Source organism: Rhizobiales bacterium NRL2 (assembly GCA_001664005.1).
GTDB lineage: Bacteria > Pseudomonadota > Alphaproteobacteria > Minwuiales > Minwuiaceae > Minwuia.
In genome coordinates, this window is sequence record CP016093.1 from 1524259 (window position 1) to 1543794 (window position 19536).

Sequence of the window (19536 nt, forward strand, 5' to 3'; positions counted from 1 at the left end):
TTGCCGAAGTGTCCGCGCAAATAGCTAAGGAGTCGTTTCCGTCCGCCTACCGGCCCGTGAAGTCCGGCGCACGTTTTTCCCGGAACGCCGCGGCGCCCTCGGCGAAGTCCGACGAACTGCGGATCGCCTCCAGGTCGCGCCGCGCCAGCCCGGCCCGCTCCGACGGTCCCTTGGGCAGCATCTCGGAGACATGCCGCTTCAGCGTCGAGAGCACCATCGGCGCGAGGCCGGCGAGCTTCTCGGCATAGTCCATGGCCGCGTCCATCACCTCCGCCTGCGGGACGACGCGGTTGACCATGCCCGTCTCGTAGGCGCGGGCGGCGGTCATCGGCTCGCCCAGCATCATGAATTCCATCGCGACCTTGTGGGGCACGCGCGCGGCTACCGAAGCGATCAGCCCGCCGGAGAGCCCGACCTTCGCCTCCGGATAGACGAAGGTCGCGTCCTTGGCCATGACGCAGAGATCGCAGAACTGCACCAGGATGAAGGCGCCGCCGACGCAGATGCCGTTGACCGCGGCCACCACCGGCTTGTCGACGTGAACCCCGACACCCGGCGCAAAGGGCCAGATTTCCGGCGGGTCCCGCAGATCGGCGCCGACGGAGAAGGCGCGGTCGCCGGCCGCGGTCAGCACCGCCGCGCGTTCCGGTCCGGTCTGGAAGCGCGCCCACGCCTCGGCCAGCTCTGCGCCGAGTTCCTTCGAGATCGCGTTCAGTTTGTCGGGACGGTTCAGTGTGATCACCGCGACGTGGCCGCGGACCTCGTAGAGTACATTGCTCATGATTTCGCCTCCGGCTGCCGCTTCTTGACCAGGTACTTGTGCTCGCCCTCCAGCACCAGAACGCCATCCTGGTTGTGGATGGTGGCGCGGCAGGTGACCACTCCTGTCGTCCGGCCCGGCTTCAGTTCGGTGATCTCGAGAAGCGGATAGAGCGTGTCGCCGGCGTAGACCGGGGCCCTGAACTTCGCCGACGCTTCGATGAAACCGATCAGCGCCTCGCCGATGACGTGCGGAAAGACGCCGGCGCCGGCGGCGGTCTGCGCCATGACCTGCAGCCCGTGGGCCAGCAGGCCCCGGTGGCCCTGCCGCTTGCAGTACTCGACGTCGTAATGGATCGGATGGTTGTCGCCGGAGGCCAGCTGGAAGGCCGAGAACAGCGCATCCGTCTGGGTGCGGGAGTTGATGTAGAAGGTCCGGCCGACCTCCAGGTCCTCGAAATAGGAGGCTTCGCACATACGGTGTTCTTCGGGCCTGAACTCGCTCATGTGGTCTTCTCCCCCGGAAAGACGGCGCGCCTGGCGGCCATATCGGCGATCTCTTGGGCCGAATAGCCCAGTTCGGTCAGGATCGCCTCGCCATGCTGGCCGATCCCGGGCGCGTCGCCGATATCGGCCGGCGATTGCGGCGCGCCGGGCACCCGCGCCAGCGGGCTCTCGCCCACGCCCGGCTGATCGGCGGCGGGCGCGGCCTGCACCGCACGGACATGCTCGTCGGCCAGCCAGTCGTTGAAGGTGTTGACCGGCTCGCAGAGGATGCCCTCCGGCTTGAGGATCGCCATCCACTCGGCCGTGGTCTTCTCCCGGTAACGCGTCCGGAGTTGACCCATCAGTTCGTCCAGGCGCGCGGCCCGGTCGGCGAAGGTCTGCAGGCGCGGGTCGTCGGCCAGGTGCGGCAGGCCGATCAGCCGCGCGGTCTTCACGAACTCGGCGTCGCGGACCAGCGTCACCGCGATCCAGCCGTCCTTCGTCTCGAAGTTGCCCGCCGGCGGATTGAAGGCCTGCGGTGTGCCGCCCTGCAGATGCGCTTCCAGGATCTTCGGCGCGAGGATGGCCGCCGCGCCCTGCATCAGGCTGACGTCGATGTGGCGGCCCTCGCCCGTCTCGCCGCGGGCGTAGAGGGCCGTCGCGACGGCCTGGTAGGCGAACAGGCCGGTGATGGAATCGACCAGCACCGCGCCCACCTTCACCGGCGCGCCGTCATTGCCCGTGTTGACGCTCATCAGGCCGGAGAAGGCCTGGGCGACGGTGTCGGTGCAGGGACGTTCGCGGTAGGGGCCTTCCTGGCCGAAGCCGCTGACCGAAAGGTAGAGCGCCCGTCGGTTGATGCGGCGGATGTCCTCGTAGCCGATCTTCAGCCGCTCGGCGACGCCCGGCCGGAAGCTCTCGATCACCACGTCGGCGTCGCTGGCCAGGCGGTAGATGATCTCCAGGCCGTCTTTCGACTTCATGTCCAGCGCGATCGAGCGCTTGCCGCGGCTGTAGTAGACGCCGTGCGCCGAGTGCTGGCCGTAGCGCACGCCGATCGGCCGGATCCAGTCGCCGGCTTCCGGCTCCACCTTGATCACGTCGGCGCCGTAGAGCGCCAGCAGCATGCCGGCGTGCGGGCCGGCCACCCCCTGGCTCATGTCGAGGACCTTCAGCCCCCTATAGGGTCTCGCATAATCCGTCATGCCCCTCACGTTCCTCCCCTCGTTTCGCGTGCGCCGGCTTCAGACCGGTCTTGCCGGTTCCCGCACCGGCGGCGACTTGCCTGAAATCTTACGTTCCCTGTAGGCGATGTAGAAGCCGCCGGCGAAGATCATCACCGAACCGATCCAGACCCAGAGGTCGAGCACCTGGGCGAAAAAGAACCAGCCCAGCAGCGCGCTCCAGAACAGCTTTGAGAAATCGAAGGGCAGCACCGCCGTGGCGTCGGCCAGCCGGAAGGCCTGGGCGAAGGCCATCTGGGAAAAGGTGCCGATAACGCCGATGGCGGCGAGCCAGATGAACTGCTCCGCCGTCGGCCAGGTCCAGACGAAGGCGGCGGCGATGCCCGAGATCGGCGTCAGCATCAGCACCATGTAGAGCGAAACGGTGATCGCCGAGTCCGTGTCGGTCAGGCGCTTGATGATGGTCATCGCCACGCCCCACATCATCGCCGCGAACAGGATGTAGACCGCGCCGGGTTCGATGGCGGACATTCCGGGGCGCAGGATCACCAGCGTGCCGACAAAGCCGATGGCGAGCGCGGTCCAGCGGTGGACGCGCATCTTCTCGCCCAGGAACAGCACCGCCAGCAGCGAGGTGAACAGCGGCGCGGTGAAGCTGAGCGACTGCACGAGGCCGAGCGCGATGCCGGTCGTGATGCCATAGAAGAACAGCAGCATGGCGACGGCGTTCACCGCGCCACGGGCGAAGTGGAGCTTGATCTTGGCGGTGCGGAACGGCTCCAGCCCGTAGCGGATGAAGATCGGCGTCAGCGCGACGATGCCGAACAGGTTGCGGAAGAACGCGATCTCGAAGCCATGCAGGCCCTGTTTGCCCAGATACTGGATCATGGCGTGCATGACGCTGAAGCCCATGGTCGACAGCACGACCAGCGCTGCGCCGGCCAATGTCGGAGACAGTTTCATCCGATGTCCCCTGTGATCGACCCGTTGGGGGACTTGATCCCGCAACCCAGTGCGGCTTCGATCCTGAACTGGGCCCCGGGATCAAGTCCCGGGGCGGGGTGACTTTCCAAGGGGCGATCCGCTCCTGTCAGTGCCGGAAATGGCGCATGCCGGTGAACGCCATGGCGAGGCCGGCCTCGTCGGCTGCGGCGATCACTTCGTTGTCGCGGACCGAGCCGCCGGGCTGGATCACCGCCGTCGCGCCGGCCTCGACCGCCGCCAGCAGGCCGTCGGCGAAGGGGAAGAAGGCGTCGGAAGCGACGACCGAGCCCCGGGTCCAGCTTTCGGCGTCGCCGGCGGCCTCGCGGGCATCCTCGGCCTTGCGCGCGGCGATGCGCGCGGAATCGACCCGGCTCATCTGCCCGGCGCCGATGCCGACCGTACGCTGGCCGCGGACATAGACGATGGCGTTGGACTTGACGTGCTTGGCGACGCGGAAGGCGAAGATCATGTCCGCCATCTCGGCGTCGCTCGGCGCGCGCTTCGTCACGATCTCGAGGCCGGATTTCGTCACCCGGCCGTTGTCGCGCGACTGGGCCAGCACGCCGCCGGCCAGCGCCTTGTAGGCCAGGCCCGGCGCTGTCGGGTCGGGCAGGCCGTCGGTCAGCAGCAGGCGCAGGTTCTTCTTCTTCGCCACGATCTCGATCGCCTCCTCGGAGGCGCCAGGCGCGATGATGACCTCGGTGAAGATCTCCGTGATCTTCGCCGCCGCATCCGCTTCCAGCGGCCGGTTCAGCGCGATGATGCCGCCGAAGGCGCTGACGGGATCGCAGGCCAGCGCCCGCTCATAGGCCTCCGCGGCGCTCGCGCCGGTGGCGACGCCGCAGGGATTGGCGTGCTTGATGATGGCCACCGCGGCCGCGTCGCGCGCATCGAACTCGGCGACCAGTTCATAGGCCGCGTCGGTGTCGTTCAGGTTGTTGTAGCTCAGCGCCTTGCCCTGGAGCTGGCGCGCGCTGGCGACGCCGGGACGCAGATCGCCGGTGGGGTAGAAGGCCGCCATCTGGTGCGGATTCTCGCCATAACGCAGCGGCTGCGCCGGGCCTGCCGAGACGGCGAACCGGCCCGGCATCTCGTCGGACTGGCCGGCGAACCATGCTGTGATCGCGGAATCGTAGGCGCCGGTCCGGGCGAAGGCCTTGGCCGCCAGATGCTCGCGGAAGGCCAGCGTCAGCCCGCCTTCGTTGCGCCACTGTTCCATCAGCCCGTCATAGTCCGCCGGATCGGTGACGATGGCGACAAAGCGGTGGTTCTTGGCGGCCGAGCGGATCATGGCGGGGCCACCGATATCGATGTTCTCGATCGCGGTCGTGCGGTCGGCGCCGGCCGCCACGGTCTGCTCGAAGGGGTAGAGGTTGATGATGACGAGATCGATGGGGGCGATGTCGTGGTCCTTCATCGCCTTCACGTGACTCTCGGCGTCCCGCAGCCCCAGGATGCCGCCGTGGATCTTCGGATGCAGTGTCTTGACCCGGCCGTCCATCATCTCCGGCGAACCGGTGTGGTCGCTCACCTCGGTGACGTCGCAGCCCATGTCGGCGAGCGCCCGGGCGGTGCCGCCTGTGGACAGGATTTCCACGCCCTTCGACTTCAGGAACTGACCCAGCCTGTCCAGCCCCGACTTGTCGGAAACCGAAATCAGCGCCCGCTTCGGCGCGAAGGTAGTGTCGGTCATAGTTCCAGGCCCTCCTGCGCGGCTTCTTCCTGTCCCTCGGGGCCGTCAATCAGCCCGAAAGCCCACTGCACCGCAACCGATTCTTCCGCAAGGCTGCCCGCCAGCACGATCTGGGTGCTGCGGCGCGGCGAACCGTCGCCGAGATGGATGCTTTCCTCGAGCTGTGGCGCCGCGCCTGCGACACGGAACCGCCAACCGCGGCCCGACTTCAGGCTGAGAATCACCGCCGTGCCGCCCTGCGAGAGCGAGGCCCGGACCAGGGGGTGCAGGTGGAAGCGGATGGCGAAATCCGTCGGACCGTTCCCCCGGCGCTCCAGCGGTTCCAGCACGTCCTCGCCGCGGAAGTCGGCGCCTGCCGCATCGAGATAGAGCCGTCGGCGGTGCACCAGTCCGAAGTTGTTGCGATAGCCGTCATGGCTCATCTCCAGCCAGGTGGCGTCGGCCGATTCCGTGCGCGTCGCCTCGGCGGCCATGCGGCGGCGTCGCTTGCGTCCCGCCTCCGGCACCGCGATCGCGTTGGTGTCGGCGACCGTCAGGGTGGAATGCGCTGCCGTGGACGCCAAGGCCTTCGACCATTGCGCCGCCGCGGGACGGGCGCTGCCGCTGTTGACGACGATGCGTTCGCGCCGGTGGCTCAGTTCGAAGCTGAGCAGGCCGGCATGGCCGACGCCGGCCTCCGGGTGCGGTCCTCCGAAGTCGGCGATGACCACCGTGCGTCCGCCCTCCATGCGCTCGAAGCCGGTGCGGGGCGCCGACAGGTTCGGCCGCCCGCGTACGCCGGAACGCTTGACGGTGACCTCGATCGCGGCCGGATCGCCCTCGGTCGCGCCGTTGAACAGCGCCAGACCACCCTCCCCGTGGCGGAACATGCGCAGCGTCGGCGTGATCCGGTCAACGGCGTGGACCAGCGGCTCCGGCGGCGGCTCGCCCACGTCCATCATCACCCGCTTCAGCAGGACGAGATCCTGCAATACGGCGTGCAGCAGCTCCGGATCGCGGCTGACATGACCGCCATCGGAATGGATCTGCCGCTGCGCCTGATCGGTGAGCAGCCGCAGGCCCGTCTCGGCATATGCGCGCGATTCGGGCAGGCAATAGCCCAGCAGCGCCAGCCCTGCGGCCGCCTTGATCGCCGGCGGGCCAGGCGGCGCCTTGTCGGCGGTGCGGGCCAGATGCCGCGCCTGCCGGCCCAGCGAGCGCAGCAGGTTGGAGCGGTAGGTCAGTTCGGCGTTACGGATCAGCAGGTCCGCGTTCAGGCACCAGTTGATCAGCCGGCGCGACAGGATGTCCGGGCGCCAGGCGAAGGCATCGTACTGCCCGCAATGGGTCAGCCAGGCGCCGGCGAGAGAGCGGGCGGCGCGTTCGGCGGCGTCGCCGCCGGCGGCGCGGAAATCGCGGAGCCAGTCGAAGCCCTGCAGCGCAGCCCGCCAGCTCTCGGAGCCGCGATGACCCGGCCAGGGCGTGCTGGGCCCGACGTCCACGACCTCCCCGCCGAAACTGTAGATGCCGCGGAACAGCTCGTTGGCGCGGGCGGCATCGCCGTCCCACGGATCGGCCGGCTGGAAGGCGAGGCCGTGATGAAACCGGCCCCTCAGGCTCATGCGGTAGAGGGCGCTGCCGTAGATGATGTCCCGGACGCCGCGCAAGGTCCCTGGTTCCCGTATTGTCAGTCGGCGGCGTCGGCTGCGTTGGCGGCGCCGCGCAGCGCCTCGATATTGCTGGCGTAGCACTCGGGCCCCCCCTGGAAGACCGCCGTCCCCGCCACCAGCGCGTCGGCGCCGGCGGACAGCACGTCGACCGCGGTCTGGGCGTTGACGCCGCCGTCGACCTCCAGGGTGACGTCGACCTCGCAGCCGTCGATCAGGCCGCGCAGGGCCGAGATCTTGTCGAGCTGGCTGCGGATGAACTTCTGGCCGCCATAGCCCGGATTCACGCTCATGACCAGGATCAGGTCGAGATCGTGAATCACCGGTTCCACCGACTGCCACGGCGTCGCGGGGTTGAGCGCGACCCCGGCCTTGATGCCGAAGCTGCGGATGAGCTGCAGCGTGCGGTGCAGATGCGGGCCGGCCTCGCCGTGAACGGTCAGGATGTCGGCGCCGGCATCGACGAAGGCTTCGACATAGCTGTCGACCGGCGAAATCATCAGATGCACGTCGAAGGGCTTCTGCGTATGGGCGCGCAGCGCCTTGATGACGGCGGGGCCGATGGTGAGATTGGGCACGAAATGGCCGTCCATGACGTCCACGTGAATCCAGTCGGCGCCGGCGGCGTCGATGTCCTGCACTTCCTCTCCCAGATTGGCGAAATCGGCGGAGAGGATCGACGGCGAGATGATGGGTGTCTTCATGGCGCCTTCCCTACCAGTTTCGCGGCTGCCCGACAATGTGGCCGGGTATCAGCCGCGCACAAGCCGGGCCGCAAAGAATCCGTCCATTCCGCCGCGTTCGCCGAGATGGCAGGGCAGGGTCCGGAGGTCGCCTTCGGCGGTTGCCGCGTCGGGCGGCAGGCCCAGCTCCGCCGCGTCGACGGGCGCGCGGCGAAAGCCCTCATGCCGCGCCAGGAAGGCGGCGATGCGCGTCTCGCCCTCCTCGGGCTCCATGGAACAGGTGCAGTAGACCAGCGTTCCCCCGGGCGCGACGAAACCGGCGGCGCGGTCCAGCAGGTCGTCCTGCGCGCCCGCCAGCGCGGCAACGTCGGCCTCGCCGCGCAGCCAGCCGATGTCGGGATGGCGGCGGAGCGTACCCGTCGCGGTGCAGGGCGCGTCCAGCAATACCGCGTCGAAGACCTCATCGCGGTCGAAGTCGCGGAAGTCGGCGGCGACAGTCTCGGCCTCGAGTTTCAGGCGATCCAGATTGGACCGCAGGGTCTGCAGCCGTTTGGGAGAGCGATCGACTGCGGTGACCCGCGCGCCGCCGGCCGCGGCCTGGGCCGTCTTGCCGCCGGGCGCGGCGCAGGCGTCGAGCAGGGATCTGCCGGCGAGATCGCCGAACAGCCGCACGGGCAGGGTGGCGGCGGCGTCCTGCACCCACCAGCACCCCTCGTTGAAGCCTTCCAGGTCCGGCACAGGTCCCCCCGCGGCGATGCGGACGGAGCCTGTGGGCAGGACTTCGCCGCCCAGACGCGCCGCCCAGCCCTCCGGATCCGATTTCACGGTGATGTCGAGCGGTACGGCGTCCTGCCACAACACGCCGGCGATGGCCGACAGCGTGTCCTCGCCGAAGCGGGCGCGCCAGCGCCGCGCGAGCCAGTCCGGCAGGTCGTGGCTTCGGGTTTCGGGCTGTCCGATCTCGCGCCGACCGTCGCGGTCGAAGCGGCGGAGCACCGCGTTGACCACGCCGCGGAACTTGCTGCGCTGGCCCAGCAGGTTGACCTGTTCGTTGACCACCGCATGCGCGGGACTGCCGAGAAAGAGAAGCTGCGCCGCGCCGGCGAGCAGCGCCAGATGGGCATCGCGGCCCGATTTCGGCAATGGCCGCGAGAGGTAGCGCGCGATCAGGTGCTCGATGGAGCCCTTGTGGCGCAGGCTCGCCAGCGCGATGGCGCGCACGAAGCGGCGCTCGCGGTCCTCCAGCCGCCCTGCCGCGGACGTCAGCGCCTCGTCGAGCGGCTGGCCCCGGTCGAGGACACGCCTGAGGGTGTCGAGCGCAGCCGCCCTTGCGGAGGGAGGGGCGCTCAACCCCAGGGCCCGTTGCGCGTCGGGCCGGGATCGGTGACCGGGACGGAAGTGGCGCGGGGACCGGCGGCGCGATCCTGCATCTGCCCGGCGAGTTCCCTCAGGCGCGAGACGCGGTTGGCGGTCGCAGGGTGCGTGGAGAACAGGCCGTCGACCGAATGGGCATGCAGCGGGTTGATGATGAACATGTGGGCCGTCGCGGGATTGCGCTCGGCGCGGTGGTTGTCGATGCCCTTGGCGTAGGCGTCGAGCTTCTCCAGCGCCGACGCGAGCCAGAGCGGGTTGCCGCAGATCTCGGCGCCGCCCCGGTCGGCGGAATATTCGCGCGTGCGGCTGATCGCCATCTGCACCAGCATGGCCGCGACCGGCGCCAGCATGGCGACCAGCAGCGTGCCGACGAAGCCCAGCGGATTGTTGCCGTTGCGCCCGAACATGCCGAAGAACAGCGCGAAGTTGGCCAGCATGCCGATGGCGCCGGCGATAGTCGCGGTCACCGTCATGGTCAGCGTGTCGCGGTTCTTCACATGGGACAACTCGTGCGCCATGACGCCGGCGATCTCGTTGCGGTTCAGCCGGCGCAGCAGGCCGGTGGTCGCCGCAACCGCCGCCTTGTCGGGGCTGCGGCCGGTGGCGAAGGCGTTGGGCTGGTCGGACTCGATCAGATAGACCTTCGGCATCGGCAGGGCAGCGCGGGCGGCGAGTTCCGCCACCAGGCCGTGGAACTCGGGCGCCGAGCGGCTGTCGACCTCTTTCGCGCGGTACATGCGCAGGACGATCTTGTCGGCGTTCCAGAACGAGAAGGCGTTCATCGCGAAGGCCACGACCAGCGCGATGATCAGGCCGCCCTGGCCGCCGATCAGGTAACCGGCGGTCAGCAGGATCGCGGTCATCGCGGCCAGCAGCAGCGCGGTGCGTGCGTAGTTCATGATTTTCCGTGTTGAAGGCGTTGCGTCCGCTAATATCTAAGGCTCCCGGACCGCCGCGCAAGCATTCAACGGAAGGCCGTTCATGACCGATACAGGAAAAGCCGATAACCCGGAGTTCGACGAGACGGAAGACGGCAAGCTGCGCCGCCGGAAGGCCGCGCACAGGCTGGAGCAGGCGCCGGGCGAGCGGGAAGGCCGCAAGGGCCCGGAGCCGACGCGATACGGCGACTGGGAAAACAAGGGGATCATCAGTGATTTCTAGGCTGCTGGCCGCCCTCGCGGCGGCGTTTCTGCTGGCGCAGCCCGCGCTGGCGCTGACGGACGAGGAGCGTGCCACCGTCCGGGCGGCGGAGCATTACCTGCAGGATATCGAGACCCTGCGTGCCGACTTCGTGCAGCAGGCGCCCAATGGCGGCGTCGCCGAGGGCGAACTGATGCTGCGCCGGCCGGGGCTGATCCGCTTCGACTATGCGCCGCCTTCCGAGATCCTGCTGGTCTCCGACGGTGCGCTGGTGAGCTTCATCGACTACGAAGTCGGCCAGCTTTCGCAATGGCCGCTGTCGGACACGCCGCTCAGCTATCTGGTGCGGCGGGATGTCGATCTTTTCCGCGACACGATGGTCGATCAGGTCCGGGAGGAGGGCAACACCATCCGCTTCCGGGTGCGCGACCGCGACGACCCGGAACAGGGTGCGATCACCTTCCACTTCACCACCGATCCGATGACGCTGCGCGGCTGGCAACTGGTCGACGCGCAGGAGCAGGAGACGCAGGTCGCGCTGACCGATCTCAGCCTGAACCGCGAACTGCCGCGGGATGCCTTCCGCTTCGACGAGCCGAAGGCCCCCTGGGCGCCCGAACGGTGACCGCACCGATCCGGCCCGTCGTGGCCATCGCCACCAACCGGCGCCAGCTCGACGGCCACCGCTTCCATGCTTCGGGCGAGAATTACATCCACTCGGCGGCCGACTACGCCGAGGCCACGCCGGTGCTGCTGCCGTCGCTGCTCGACATCTCCGCCATCGGCAGCCTCATCGCCGGCATCCACGGCGTGGTGCTGACGGGGGGGGCGTCGAACATTCAGCCCCACCTCTACGGCGAGGACGAGGAGCCCGACAGCGGCGAGCGCGACGCCGGCCGCGACACCACCGCCTTCGCGCTCACCCACGCCTGCCTGGAGCACGGCGTGCCGCTGCTGGCCATCTGCCGCGGCATCCAGGAGATGAACGTGGCCCTGGGCGGCTCGCTGCACCAGCATCTGCGCCATGTTCCCGGCAAGTTCGACCACCGCCGCCCGCGCGAGAAGCCGGTCGAGGAACAGCTCGCGCCGCGCCACGGCATCGCCATCCGCCATGACGGCCTGCTGGCGCGCATCCTGGAAGGCGCCCGCGAGGTCAAGGTGAACTCGCTGCACGGGCAGGGCGTCAAGCGCGTCGCCGACCGGCTGGTGGTGGAAGCGACCGCCGCCGACGGCTCGATCGAGGCGGTCAGCGTCCGCGGCGCCAAGGCCTTCGCCCTGGGCGTGCAGTGGCATGCCGAGGCCGATCCCGGGAAGTATCCGGTGCACGCGAAGATCTGGCGCGCCTTCGGCGACGCCTGCCGCCAGCGCCTGGAAGCCGTGGCGGGATGATCGCCATGTCCCGGGGCTTGACCCCGGGACCCAGTCTGGCGGCTTTTCCCAACTGGGCACCGGGATCAAGTCCCGGTGCGGTCGGCCTTCAATCACTTGCCCCCGGCGGATTCCGCGCCACCATGGCGGTATCTGCACGATACGGAGAAGCAGCCCATGGCCGGACCCCTCGACGGCATCCGCATCCTCGACCTCAGCGCGGTGATCTCCGGGCCCTTCGGCACCATGATGCTGGCCGACCAGGGCGCCGACGTGATCAAGGTCGAACCGCCCGGGACCGGCGATTTCACCCGCCAGGCCGGCAACAGGCAGAACGGCGTGTCGGCCAGTTTCCTCAACAACAACCGCAACAAGCGCTCCATCTCGGTCGACCTGAAGAGTGCGGAAGGCGTCGAGGTGATCAAGCGGCTCGCACGGACCGCCGATGCCATGGTGCAGAACTTTCGTCCCGGCGTCGTCGACCGCCTGGGCGTCGGCTACGAGGCCATCCGGGCGGTGAAACCGGATATCGTCTACGTCTCCATTTCCGGTTTCGGCGAGAACGGGCCCTTCGCGCAGAAGCCCGTCTACGACCCGATCGTGCAGGCGCTGTCCGGCCTCGCCTCGGTCCAGGGCGGCTCGGACCAGCAGCGTCCGCGGCTGATCCGCACCATCGTGCCCGACAAGCTGACGGCGGTGACCGCCAGCCAGGCCATCACGGCGGCGCTGCTGGCGAAGGAGCGGACGGGCCAGGGCCAGCACGTGAAGCTCTCCATGCTGGATTCGGTGCTGGCCTTCCTCTGGGCCTCCGACATGGGCGCGCAGACCTATGTGGGAAAAGAGGTCAGCCAGCAGCGCGCTGCGAGCTTCATCGACCTGATCTACGAGACGAAGGACGGCCACATGTCGGTCGCGGTCATGACCGACCGTCAGTGGCGCGCCTTCTGCGAGACCATGGGCAAGCCCGAATGGCTGGAGGACGAACGGTTCGCCACGACCGAGTTGCGCGACCTCAACATCGATGCGCGCCTGGAGCTGATCCAGTCGGTGCTGCGCGAGCGCAGCACCGACGAACTGATGGGGCTGCTGGAACCCGCCGGCGTGCCCTGTGCGCCGGTGCTGCATCGCAAGGACGTCATCGAACATCCCCAGATCCTGGCCTCCGACATCCTGCGCGAGCACGACCACCCGGTCGCCGGCCGGCTGCGCCAGACGCGTACGGCAGCACGATTCGAGGGCACGACGCCGGAATACCGCCGCGGCGCCCCGGCTCTGGGCGAACACACCGACGAGATCCTGGCCGAGGCGGGCTTCGGCGCGGAGGAGATCGAACGTCTGCGCGGGGCGAAGGCCGTCGGCTGACACTTGGCCTCGCGCTCGATGCGCACCGGGTCTAGGATCGGCGTTGCCCGCCTGGGGAGGATGGGCCGCATGACGGGGGAGGCTTCGATGAGCGCAGTCGCGGAATTCGATCCACAGGCGGACGCGGAATCGCTGCCGCTGGACGCGATCGACATCAGCCTGGCGGAGCGTTTCAGGGACGACACGATCTGGCCCTATCTGGCGCGGCTGCGCCGGGAGGCGCCGGTCCACTACTGCCCCCAGAGCCGCTATGGTCCCTACTGGTCGGTCACGAAGTACAAGGACATCGTCGAAGTCGAACTGGATACGGAGACCTTCTCGTCGGACTCCAGCCATGGCGGCGTCACGATGGCGGACATTTCGCCCGAGTTCACGTCGCCGGCGTTCATAACCATGGACCCGCCGAAGCATACGGGTCAGCGCAGGGCGGTCAGCCCCATGGTGTCGCCGACCAGCCTGAAGACGCTGGAGGACACGATCCGGGAGCGGACCGGGCGGGTGCTGGACAGCCTGCCGCTGGGCAAGACCTTCGACTGGGTCGAGACGGTCTCCGTCGAACTGACCACGCAGATGCTGGCGACGATGTTCGATTTCCCCTGGGAGGACCGGCATCTGCTGACCTGGTGGTCGGACGTGGTCACCGCCGACAGCCGCGCCGGCGGGCCGATCGATTCGCCGGTGAAGCGGCGTCAGGAGCTGCAGAAGTGCTATGACTACTTCAAGCGCCTCTGGGACGAACGCGTCGACGCGGAGCCGCGCTTCGACCTGATTTCCATGCTGGCCCATTCGCCCGACACCCGCGACATGGACGCCGAGGAGTTCCTGGGCAACCTGCAGCTCCTCATCGTTGGCGGCAACGACACGACGCGGAACTCCATGTCCGGCGGCGTCTGGTTCCTGCACAACAACCCCGCCGAATTGGCGAAGGTGCGCGCCAACCCGAAGCTGATCCCCGGCATGGTCTCCGAGATCGTGCGCATGCAGACGCCGATCGTGCATTTCCGCCGCACGGCGACGCGCGACGTCGAATTCCGCGGACAGTCGATCCGCAAGGGCGACAAGGTCGTGCTCTGGTACATTTCCGGCAACCGCGACGAGGAGGTGATCGACGAGCCCGACCGGTTCATCGTCGACCGCCGCCGCCCGCGCCAGCATCTCTCCTACGGCTTCGGCGTCCATCATTGCGTCGGGCGCCGGCTGGCCGACCTGCAGCTCCGCATCCTGTGGGAGGAAGCGCTGCCGCGGTTCAGCGCCATCGAGGCAATGGGCGGGCCGGAGCGCGTCTATTCCAATCTCATTCACGGCATCAGCCGGCTGCCGGTGCGCGTCTCGCGCTGAGCCGGCTTTCCGACGCAACGGGGGGAATCCATGAAAATCGACGGAGCGCTGTTTCCGGGCGTGGACGATCTGAGACTATATGACGGCAATCTGGCGATCGTGCCGGAGCGGATCAGGCTGCTGGAGGAGATGGGCTTCGATGGCGCCTTCACGCTGGAGACCAATGTCGATCCCTTCTTCAACCTGCTGCTGGCGGCCGAGCATTCCAGCCGTATCGAGCTGATCACCGGCGTCGCCATCGCCTTCGCCCGCTCGCCCATGACCACGGCGCTTCAGAGCTGGAACCTGCAGGAATATTCCGGGGGCCGCTTCATCCTGGGCATCGGCTCCCAGGTCCGCGCCCATGTGGAGAAGCGTTTCTCCATGCCCTGGCACGGCCCGGCGAAGCAGATGCGCGAATACGTGCTGGCGCTGCGCGCCATCTGGGACCACTGGCAGAACGGCACGAAGCTGAATTTCCGCGGCGAGTTCTACACCCACGCGGTCACCAACCCGGTCTTCACGCCGGCGCCGCTGGATGGCCCGCCGCCGAAGATCCATGTCGGCGGGCTGGGCCCGCGCATGGTGGAGATGGCCGGGGAGGTCGCCGACGGCCTGTTCGCCCATCCGTTCATCACGCCGAAGTTCCTCCAGGAGGTGCAGGTGCCGGCGCTGGAACGCGGCCTGGCCAAGAGCGGCCGCACCCTGGCGGACTTCGACATGCCGGCGATGATCATCACCATCACCGGCCGCAATGACGAGGCGATCGAGCGGGCCGAGGCCAATGTCCGCCGCCTGCTCGCCTTCTACGGCTCGACGCCGAACTATCACAGCGTGCTGGAAGCCCATGGCTGGAACGATCTGGGGCCGATCCTGAACCGCATGTCGAAGGAAGGCCGTTGGGCCGAGATGCCGAACGAACTGCCCGACGAAATGGTGGAGCAGTTCTGCGTCAAGGGCCGGCCGTCGGAGATCCCGAAGCTGATCGAGGAGCGCGCGGCCGGCATGGTCGACCGCCTCACCCTCTACGCCCCCTACGCCTCCGAACCGGAACTCTGGGGCGACATCGTCACCGGCATCAAGGCGCTGCCGGGGAAGGTGGCGGCCTGAGGGGCTGAGTGCGATCCGGCTATCTGGTCATCCCCGCCGACGCGCCGCGTCCCGCGGGGATCGCGTGAGGCCATGTGCGGGCGTCCTTCTGCCACCCGATCCCCGAGCGTCCCTCCGGGCCGTCGGGGATGACACCAGTTCATTGATGCAAGCGACCGTGCCGCTGCTCGGCCTTACCGTTCCTTGTGCGCCAGCATGTAGGCGCGCAGAACGGCGTTCATGCGGGTCAGATGGCCCTTGCCCTGGGCCTTGAACCATTCGAGCACGTCCGCGTCCAGCCGCACGGTGACGGGCTTCTTGCCCGGCCGTTCCGGAACGACCAGCCTGGCTTTGGCGAAGAACGCGTCATCCAGTTCCGGCGTCTCCGAGAGGTCGATGGCGGAATCGGGGATGTTCTCAATTTCCGCCAAGCGCTTTTTCGAGATAGGCAAAGAACAGTCTCCGTTCCGCTTTCGTGGCCTTTCGGGCCGAGATCATGCGTGTCACGCCGCCCCTCTCCGTGTGAGCAACCGTCACCAACACCTGACCGCCGACAAGGCCGATGCTGACGTCACGGACCTCGCCATAATCGAAACGATCATCAAGCCTCGAGAAGTGTGGCCCCTCGAAGATTTCAACCGCTTCCTCGAAGGCGACGCCATGCTTTCGCAGGTTCGCGGCATTCTTGGCCTCATCCCACTCGAACCCGTCCGCCATCAGCGTTCAAATGTAAATATAATTGTACATACATTCGGGGGCAAGGGCTCACCTTCGAGGCGGTCAGCCCACCCTGAGCCCGCCCTTGTCGATTTCGGTGAACTTTCCGCCGCTGGCCGCCAGGTCCTTCAACGTCTCCGCCGGGGCGAAGCGGTCGTCTTTCGCCGCGATGCGCTCCATGACGTCGAGCACCTTCTTCGCGCCGATGCGGTCGCCATAGTACATCGGCCCGCCCTTGTCGGCCGGCCAGCCATAGCCGTTCAGCCAGATGACGTCGATGTCGGAGGCGCGCTGGGCCTTGCCGTCCTCCAGGATCCGAACGCCCTCGTTGATCATGGGATAGATGCAGGCCTCGATGATCTGCTCGGCGCTCATGGGCCGGCCCGCCTTCGGGTCGGCGCCGGTGATCTCGGCGATCACCTGCTCGGTGACGGTGGAGGGCAGGGGCTGGCGGTCGGTGCCGTAGTCGTAATAGCCCGCGCCCGTCTTCTGGCCGCGCCGATCCATCTCGCAGAGCGCGTCGCGGATCGGGTTCTCGGTCGTCGCGCCCTTCTTCCAGCCGATGTCGAGCCCGGCCAGGTCCGACATCTGGAACGGGCCCATGCGGAAGCCGAACTCGTTCAGCGCCCGGTCCACGTCCCAGGGCATGACGCCCTGGAAGACCAGCCGGTTCGCCTGCACCTGGCGCTGGCGCAGGATGCGGTTGCCGACGAAGCCGGGGCAGACGCCGACCAGGGCGGCTACCTTGCCGATGTCGCGCGCCATCGCCATGGAGGTCGCCACCACGTCGTCGGCGGTCTTCGCCGCGCGCACGATCTCCAGCAGCTTCATGACGTTCGCCGGCGAGAAGAAGTGCAGGCCGATGACGTCGCCGGGCCGGCCGGTCTCGGCGGCGATGGCGTCGATGTCGAGGCCGGAGGTGTTGGTGGCCAGGATCGCGCCGGGCTTCGCGATGCGGTCGAGCTCGGCGAAAATCGACTTCTTCAGCTCCAGATCCTCGAACACCGCCTCGATGATCAGGTCGCAGTCGCCCAGGTCCGCCATCGACAGCGTGCCGGTGATGCGGCCCATCCGCGTGTCGACCTCGTCGGCGGGGAAGCGGCCCCGGTCGGCGGAGCGCTGGTAGTTCTTGCGCACCGTCGCCAGGCCGCGCTCCAGCGCAGCCGTCTTCGTCTCGACGATGGTGACGGGCACGCCCGCGGTGGCGAAGTTCATGGCGATGCCGCCGCCCATGGTCCCCGCGCCGATGATGCCGACGCTGCCCACTGGCCGCACCGCAGTGCCGGGGGCCAGGTCCGGCACCTCCCATGCGGCCTTGGCGGCGGCGGCGATGTAGTCGGCGGTGGCCTGGGTGTCGTCGGTCATGTCCGTCCTGTCCTTGTCCCAATAGACGGCGTTCCCGGGCGTGACCCGGGAACCCGGTCTTTCGGTTTGCTGGGCCCTCGGATCGGGTCCGGGGGCGCCGTCAGTTCTTTCGGCCAGCTGCGGAGATCGGTCAGATATCCGCGTAGCAGTGGGTTTCCGCCTTGCCGCCCGGGTGGGTGACGGCGCCGAGATGGGCCGGACCCACGGTCTGGGCGTATTTCCAGATCGCGCCGGACTGGTAGTCGGTCTCGCGGGGCGTCCATTCCTTGCGCCGGGCCTCCAGCTCCGCGTCGGTCAGGTCGACGTGCAGCGTGCCGGCGTCGGCGTCGATGTGGATCATGTCGCCGTCCTGCAGCAGCCCGATCGGGCCGCCGACCGCCGCTTCCGGGCCCACATGGCCGATGCAGAAGCCGCGCGTGCCGCCGGAGAAGCGCCCGTCGGTGATCAGCGCGATCTTGTCGGAGATGCCCTGGCCGTAGAGCGCAGCGGTGGTCGCCAGCATCTCCCGCATGCCGGGGCCGCCCTTCGGGCCCTCGTAGCGGATGACGAGGACGTCGCCTTCCTTGTACTCGCGGCGTTCGACGGCGGCGAAGCAGTCCTCCTCGCAGTCGAAGACCCGCGCGGGGCCGGAGTGCTGCATGCGGCCGAGACCCGCCACCTTCACGATGGCGCCGTCGGGAGCGAGATTGCCCTTCAGACCGACCACGCCGCCGGTCGCCGTCAGCGGGTTGGAGACGTGATAGATGACGTCCTGATCCTCGGGGAAGACCACGTCCTTGACGTTCTCCGCCAGGGTCTTGCCGGTGACGGTGATGCAGTCGCCCTTCAGATAGCCGGCGTCCAGCAGTTCCTTGATCACGACCGAGATGCCGTTGATCTCGTACATGTCCTTGGCGACGTACTTCCCGCCCGGCTTCAGGTCGGCGATGTAGGGCGTGTGCTTGAAGATCTCGCAGACGTCGTCGAGGGTGAACTCGATGCCGCATTCGTGGGCCAGCGCCGGCAGGTGCAGCCCGGCATTGGTCGATCCGCCGGTGGCGGCGACGACGGTCGCGGCGTTGTGCAGGCTGTCCAGGGTGATGATGTCGCGCGGGCGGATGTTCTGCGCCATCAGGTTCATCACCGCGCGGCCCGAGGCGGTGGCGAAGGTGTCGCGGTTCTCGTAGGGCGCGGGCGCCCCGGCGGAGCCGGGCAGCGCCAGGCCGATGGCTTCCGAGATCATCGCCATGGTGTTGGCGGTGAACTGCCCGCCGCAGGAGCCGGCCGACGGGCAGGCGACGCATTCCAGGCCATGCAGGCGCTCCTCGGTCCAGTTGCCCGCGGCGACCTGGCCCACGCCCTCGAAGACGTCGACCACGGTGACATCCTTGCCCTCGAACCGGCCGGGCAGGATCGAGCCGCCGTACATGAAGACCGACGGCACGTTGAGCCGCGCCATGGCCAGCATCAGGCCGGGCAGGGACTTGTCGCAGCCGGCCAGGCCCACCAGCGCGTCATAGCAGTGGCCGCGGACCGTGAGCTCGGTCGAATCGGCGATGACCTCGCGGCTGACCAGCGAGGCCTTCATGCCCTGGTGGCCCATGGCGATGCCGTCGGTGACGGTGATGGTGGTGAACTCGCGCGGGGTGCCGCCGGCTTCCTCGACGCCGCGCTTGGCCCACTTGGCCTGGCGCGAGAGCGAGATGTTGCAGGGCGCGGCCTCGTTCCAGGTGGTGACCACGCCGACCAGCGGACGGTGGATCTCCTCGTCCGTCATGCCCATGGCGTAGTAGTAGGAGCGGTGGGGCGCGCGCTGATAGCCCTCGGTGACGTGGCGGCTGGGCAGTTTCGCCTTGTCGAAAGTCTTGGTGTCCATTGTGGTGCCTCCCCGGATCGTGCCTTGGCGTCGTGTCTGGTCTATCTGTTAGACCAAATCGGCGCGGGACGGAATGGAGGATGGCGATGACGGAACATGCGCGGGCGACGGCCGACGCCTGTTACATGATCGATACGGGCGCGCAGCGTTTCCGCGCCCATGACACGGCGGACTTCTGGCCGAAGCTGATGGCCGGGGAGATCGAGGGGGAGGCGCTGGTCAGCTTCTTCCGCATGGAGAGCGATTTTCCGCACTGGGAGATGCACCCGGAGGGCGACGAACTGTTCGTGCTGCATTCGGGCGAGATCGAGGTGGTGCTCGAGCAGGACGGCGCCGAAACCGTCTTCCGTCTGAAGGCGCGGCAGACCTGCGTCATCCCGCGCGGCACCTGGCACTTCGCCTACTGCATCGCGCCCGGCGACCTGACCGTCATCACCTTCGGCGAGGGCACGCAGCACCGCGCGGTGGACGGCGCGCCGGGGAGCGCAGCGTGACCATGCGCCGGGCCGCTTGT

The 19536-nt window shown here is 68.3% G+C and carries 20 protein-coding genes; 7 read left to right on the plus strand and 13 right to left on the minus strand.

Going from position 1 to position 19536, the window contains the following annotated elements:
- Positions 1–46: 46 nt before the first annotated feature.
- The 9 genes from TEF_07045 to TEF_07085 form a co-directional block, all read right to left on the minus strand.
- Entirely contained in the window at positions 47–781 is a 735-nt protein-coding gene (locus TEF_07045; GenBank protein ANK80580.1) for an enoyl-CoA hydratase, read from the minus strand.
- On the minus strand, positions 778–1266 hold the full coding sequence (locus TEF_07050) for a dehydratase (protein ID ANK80581.1): 489 nt from the start codon (positions 1264–1266) through the stop codon (positions 778–780). The genes TEF_07045 and TEF_07050 overlap by 4 nt, the downstream gene beginning before the upstream one ends.
- A complete protein-coding gene (locus TEF_07055) occupies positions 1263–2450 on the minus strand; it encodes a hypothetical protein (protein ANK80582.1) in 1188 nt (395 codons plus the stop codon). Before TEF_07055 ends, TEF_07050 begins: the two co-directional genes overlap by 4 nt.
- 39 nt (positions 2451–2489) lie before the next feature.
- Positions 2490–3392 (minus strand): hypothetical protein, encoded by a 903-nt coding sequence (locus TEF_07060; GenBank protein ID ANK80583.1) that lies wholly within the window; start codon positions 3390–3392, stop codon positions 2490–2492.
- 127 nt (positions 3393–3519) lie between these two features.
- Positions 3520–5106: a bifunctional phosphoribosylaminoimidazolecarboxamide formyltransferase/IMP cyclohydrolase gene (locus TEF_07065; GenBank protein ID ANK80584.1), complete on the minus strand. Its 1587-nt coding sequence runs from the start codon at positions 5104–5106 to the stop codon at positions 3520–3522.
- A complete protein-coding gene (locus tag TEF_07070) occupies positions 5103–6752 on the minus strand; it encodes a hypothetical protein (protein ANK80585.1) in 1650 nt (549 codons plus the stop codon). The genes TEF_07065 and TEF_07070 overlap by 4 nt, the downstream gene beginning before the upstream one ends.
- Before the next feature lie 20 nt (positions 6753–6772).
- Positions 6773–7456: a ribulose-phosphate 3-epimerase gene (locus TEF_07075; GenBank protein ID ANK80586.1), complete on the minus strand. Its 684-nt coding sequence runs from the start codon at positions 7454–7456 to the stop codon at positions 6773–6775.
- A 48-nt stretch (positions 7457–7504) separates the two neighbouring features.
- Entirely contained in the window at positions 7505–8791 is a 1287-nt protein-coding gene (locus TEF_07080; GenBank protein ID ANK83329.1) for a hypothetical protein, read from the minus strand.
- The gene (locus TEF_07085; GenBank protein ANK80587.1) at positions 8782–9708 is read right to left on the minus strand and encodes a zinc metalloprotease HtpX; all 927 of its coding nucleotides are present in this window, start codon (positions 9706–9708) and stop codon (positions 8782–8784) included. Before TEF_07085 ends, TEF_07080 begins: the two co-directional genes overlap by 10 nt.
- A gap of 82 nt (positions 9709–9790) precedes the next feature.
- Here TEF_07085 and TEF_07090 point away from each other — a divergent pair, with 82 nt between their 5' ends.
- The 6 genes from TEF_07090 to TEF_07115 all read left to right on the plus strand — a co-directional run bounded on the left by TEF_07090 (position 9791) and on the right by TEF_07115 (position 15106).
- Positions 9791–9970: a hypothetical protein gene (locus tag TEF_07090; GenBank protein ID ANK80588.1), complete on the plus strand. Its 180-nt coding sequence runs from the start codon at positions 9791–9793 to the stop codon at positions 9968–9970.
- The gene (locus tag TEF_07095; GenBank protein ID ANK80589.1) at positions 9960–10574 is read left to right on the plus strand and encodes a hypothetical protein; all 615 of its coding nucleotides are present in this window, start codon (positions 9960–9962) and stop codon (positions 10572–10574) included. Before TEF_07090 ends, TEF_07095 begins: the two co-directional genes overlap by 11 nt.
- Positions 10575–10582: 8 nt before the next feature.
- On the plus strand, positions 10583–11338 hold the full coding sequence (locus tag TEF_07100) for a hypothetical protein (protein ID ANK83330.1): 756 nt from the start codon (positions 10583–10585) through the stop codon (positions 11336–11338).
- Positions 11339–11494: 156 nt separating this feature from the next.
- Complete coding sequence (locus TEF_07105) at positions 11495–12679, plus strand: carnitine dehydratase (protein ID ANK80590.1); 1185 nt, start codon at positions 11495–11497, stop codon at positions 12677–12679.
- 69 nt (positions 12680–12748) lie between these two features.
- Positions 12749–14017, plus strand: coding sequence for a cytochrome (locus tag TEF_07110; GenBank protein ID ANK83331.1), 1269 nt, complete (start codon positions 12749–12751; stop codon positions 14015–14017).
- A gap of 30 nt (positions 14018–14047) precedes the next feature.
- On the plus strand, positions 14048–15106 hold the full coding sequence (locus tag TEF_07115) for a hypothetical protein (GenBank protein ID ANK80591.1): 1059 nt from the start codon (positions 14048–14050) through the stop codon (positions 15104–15106).
- A gap of 173 nt (positions 15107–15279) precedes the next feature.
- On the opposite strand, the gene TEF_07120 is transcribed toward TEF_07115, so the two are convergent.
- The 4 genes from TEF_07120 to TEF_07135 all read right to left on the minus strand — a co-directional run bounded on the left by TEF_07120 (position 15280) and on the right by TEF_07135 (position 19022).
- Positions 15280–15537 (minus strand): 3-oxoacyl-ACP synthase, encoded by a 258-nt coding sequence (locus TEF_07120; GenBank protein ANK80592.1) that lies wholly within the window; start codon positions 15535–15537, stop codon positions 15280–15282.
- Positions 15503–15802 (minus strand): hypothetical protein, encoded by a 300-nt coding sequence (locus TEF_07125; protein ID ANK80593.1) that lies wholly within the window; start codon positions 15800–15802, stop codon positions 15503–15505. Before TEF_07125 ends, TEF_07120 begins: the two co-directional genes overlap by 35 nt.
- A 63-nt stretch (positions 15803–15865) precedes the next feature.
- On the minus strand, positions 15866–17167 hold the full coding sequence (locus TEF_07130) for a 3-hydroxyacyl-CoA dehydrogenase (protein ID ANK80594.1): 1302 nt from the start codon (positions 17165–17167) through the stop codon (positions 15866–15868).
- A 130-nt stretch (positions 17168–17297) separates the two neighbouring features.
- Positions 17298–19022 (minus strand): dihydroxy-acid dehydratase, encoded by a 1725-nt coding sequence (locus TEF_07135; protein ANK80595.1) that lies wholly within the window; start codon positions 19020–19022, stop codon positions 17298–17300.
- Positions 19023–19102: 80 nt separating this feature from the next.
- On the opposite strand from TEF_07135, the gene TEF_07140 reads away from it, so the two are divergent.
- Positions 19103–19516 (plus strand): hypothetical protein, encoded by a 414-nt coding sequence (locus TEF_07140; GenBank protein ID ANK80596.1) that lies wholly within the window; start codon positions 19103–19105, stop codon positions 19514–19516.
- Positions 19517–19536 lie beyond the last annotated feature (20 nt).

Bases quoted from the DNA above. Each gene is read 5' to 3' on its own strand.
- TEF_07045 (ANK80580.1), bottom strand. From the start codon at position 781: ATGAGCAATGTACTCTACGAGGTCCGCGGCCACGTCGCGGTGATCACA.
- TEF_07050 (ANK80581.1), bottom strand. From the start codon at position 1,266: ATGAGCGAGTTCAGGCCCGAAGAACACCGTATGTGCGAAGCCTCCTAT.
- TEF_07055 (ANK80582.1), bottom strand. From the start codon at position 2,450: ATGACGGATTATGCGAGACCCTATAGGGGGCTGAAGGTCCTCGACATG.
- TEF_07060 (ANK80583.1), bottom strand. From the start codon at position 3,392: ATGAAACTGTCTCCGACATTGGCCGGCGCAGCGCTGGTCGTGCTGTCG.
- TEF_07065 (ANK80584.1), bottom strand. From the start codon at position 5,106: ATGACCGACACTACCTTCGCGCCGAAGCGGGCGCTGATTTCGGTTTCC.
- TEF_07075 (ANK80586.1), bottom strand. From the start codon at position 7,456: ATGAAGACACCCATCATCTCGCCGTCGATCCTCTCCGCCGATTTCGCC.
- TEF_07085 (ANK80587.1), bottom strand. From the start codon at position 9,708: ATGAACTACGCACGCACCGCGCTGCTGCTGGCCGCGATGACCGCGATC.
- TEF_07090 (ANK80588.1), top strand. From the start codon at position 9,791: ATGACCGATACAGGAAAAGCCGATAACCCGGAGTTCGACGAGACGGAA.
- TEF_07105 (ANK80590.1), top strand. From the start codon at position 11,495: ATGGCCGGACCCCTCGACGGCATCCGCATCCTCGACCTCAGCGCGGTG.
- TEF_07110 (ANK83331.1), top strand. From the start codon at position 12,749: ATGACGGGGGAGGCTTCGATGAGCGCAGTCGCGGAATTCGATCCACAG.
- TEF_07115 (ANK80591.1), top strand. From the start codon at position 14,048: ATGAAAATCGACGGAGCGCTGTTTCCGGGCGTGGACGATCTGAGACTA.
- TEF_07125 (ANK80593.1), bottom strand. From the start codon at position 15,802: ATGGCGGACGGGTTCGAGTGGGATGAGGCCAAGAATGCCGCGAACCTG.
- TEF_07130 (ANK80594.1), bottom strand. From the start codon at position 17,167: ATGACCGACGACACCCAGGCCACCGCCGACTACATCGCCGCCGCCGCC.
- TEF_07135 (ANK80595.1), bottom strand. From the start codon at position 19,022: ATGGACACCAAGACTTTCGACAAGGCGAAACTGCCCAGCCGCCACGTC.
- TEF_07140 (ANK80596.1), top strand. From the start codon at position 19,103: ATGGCGATGACGGAACATGCGCGGGCGACGGCCGACGCCTGTTACATG.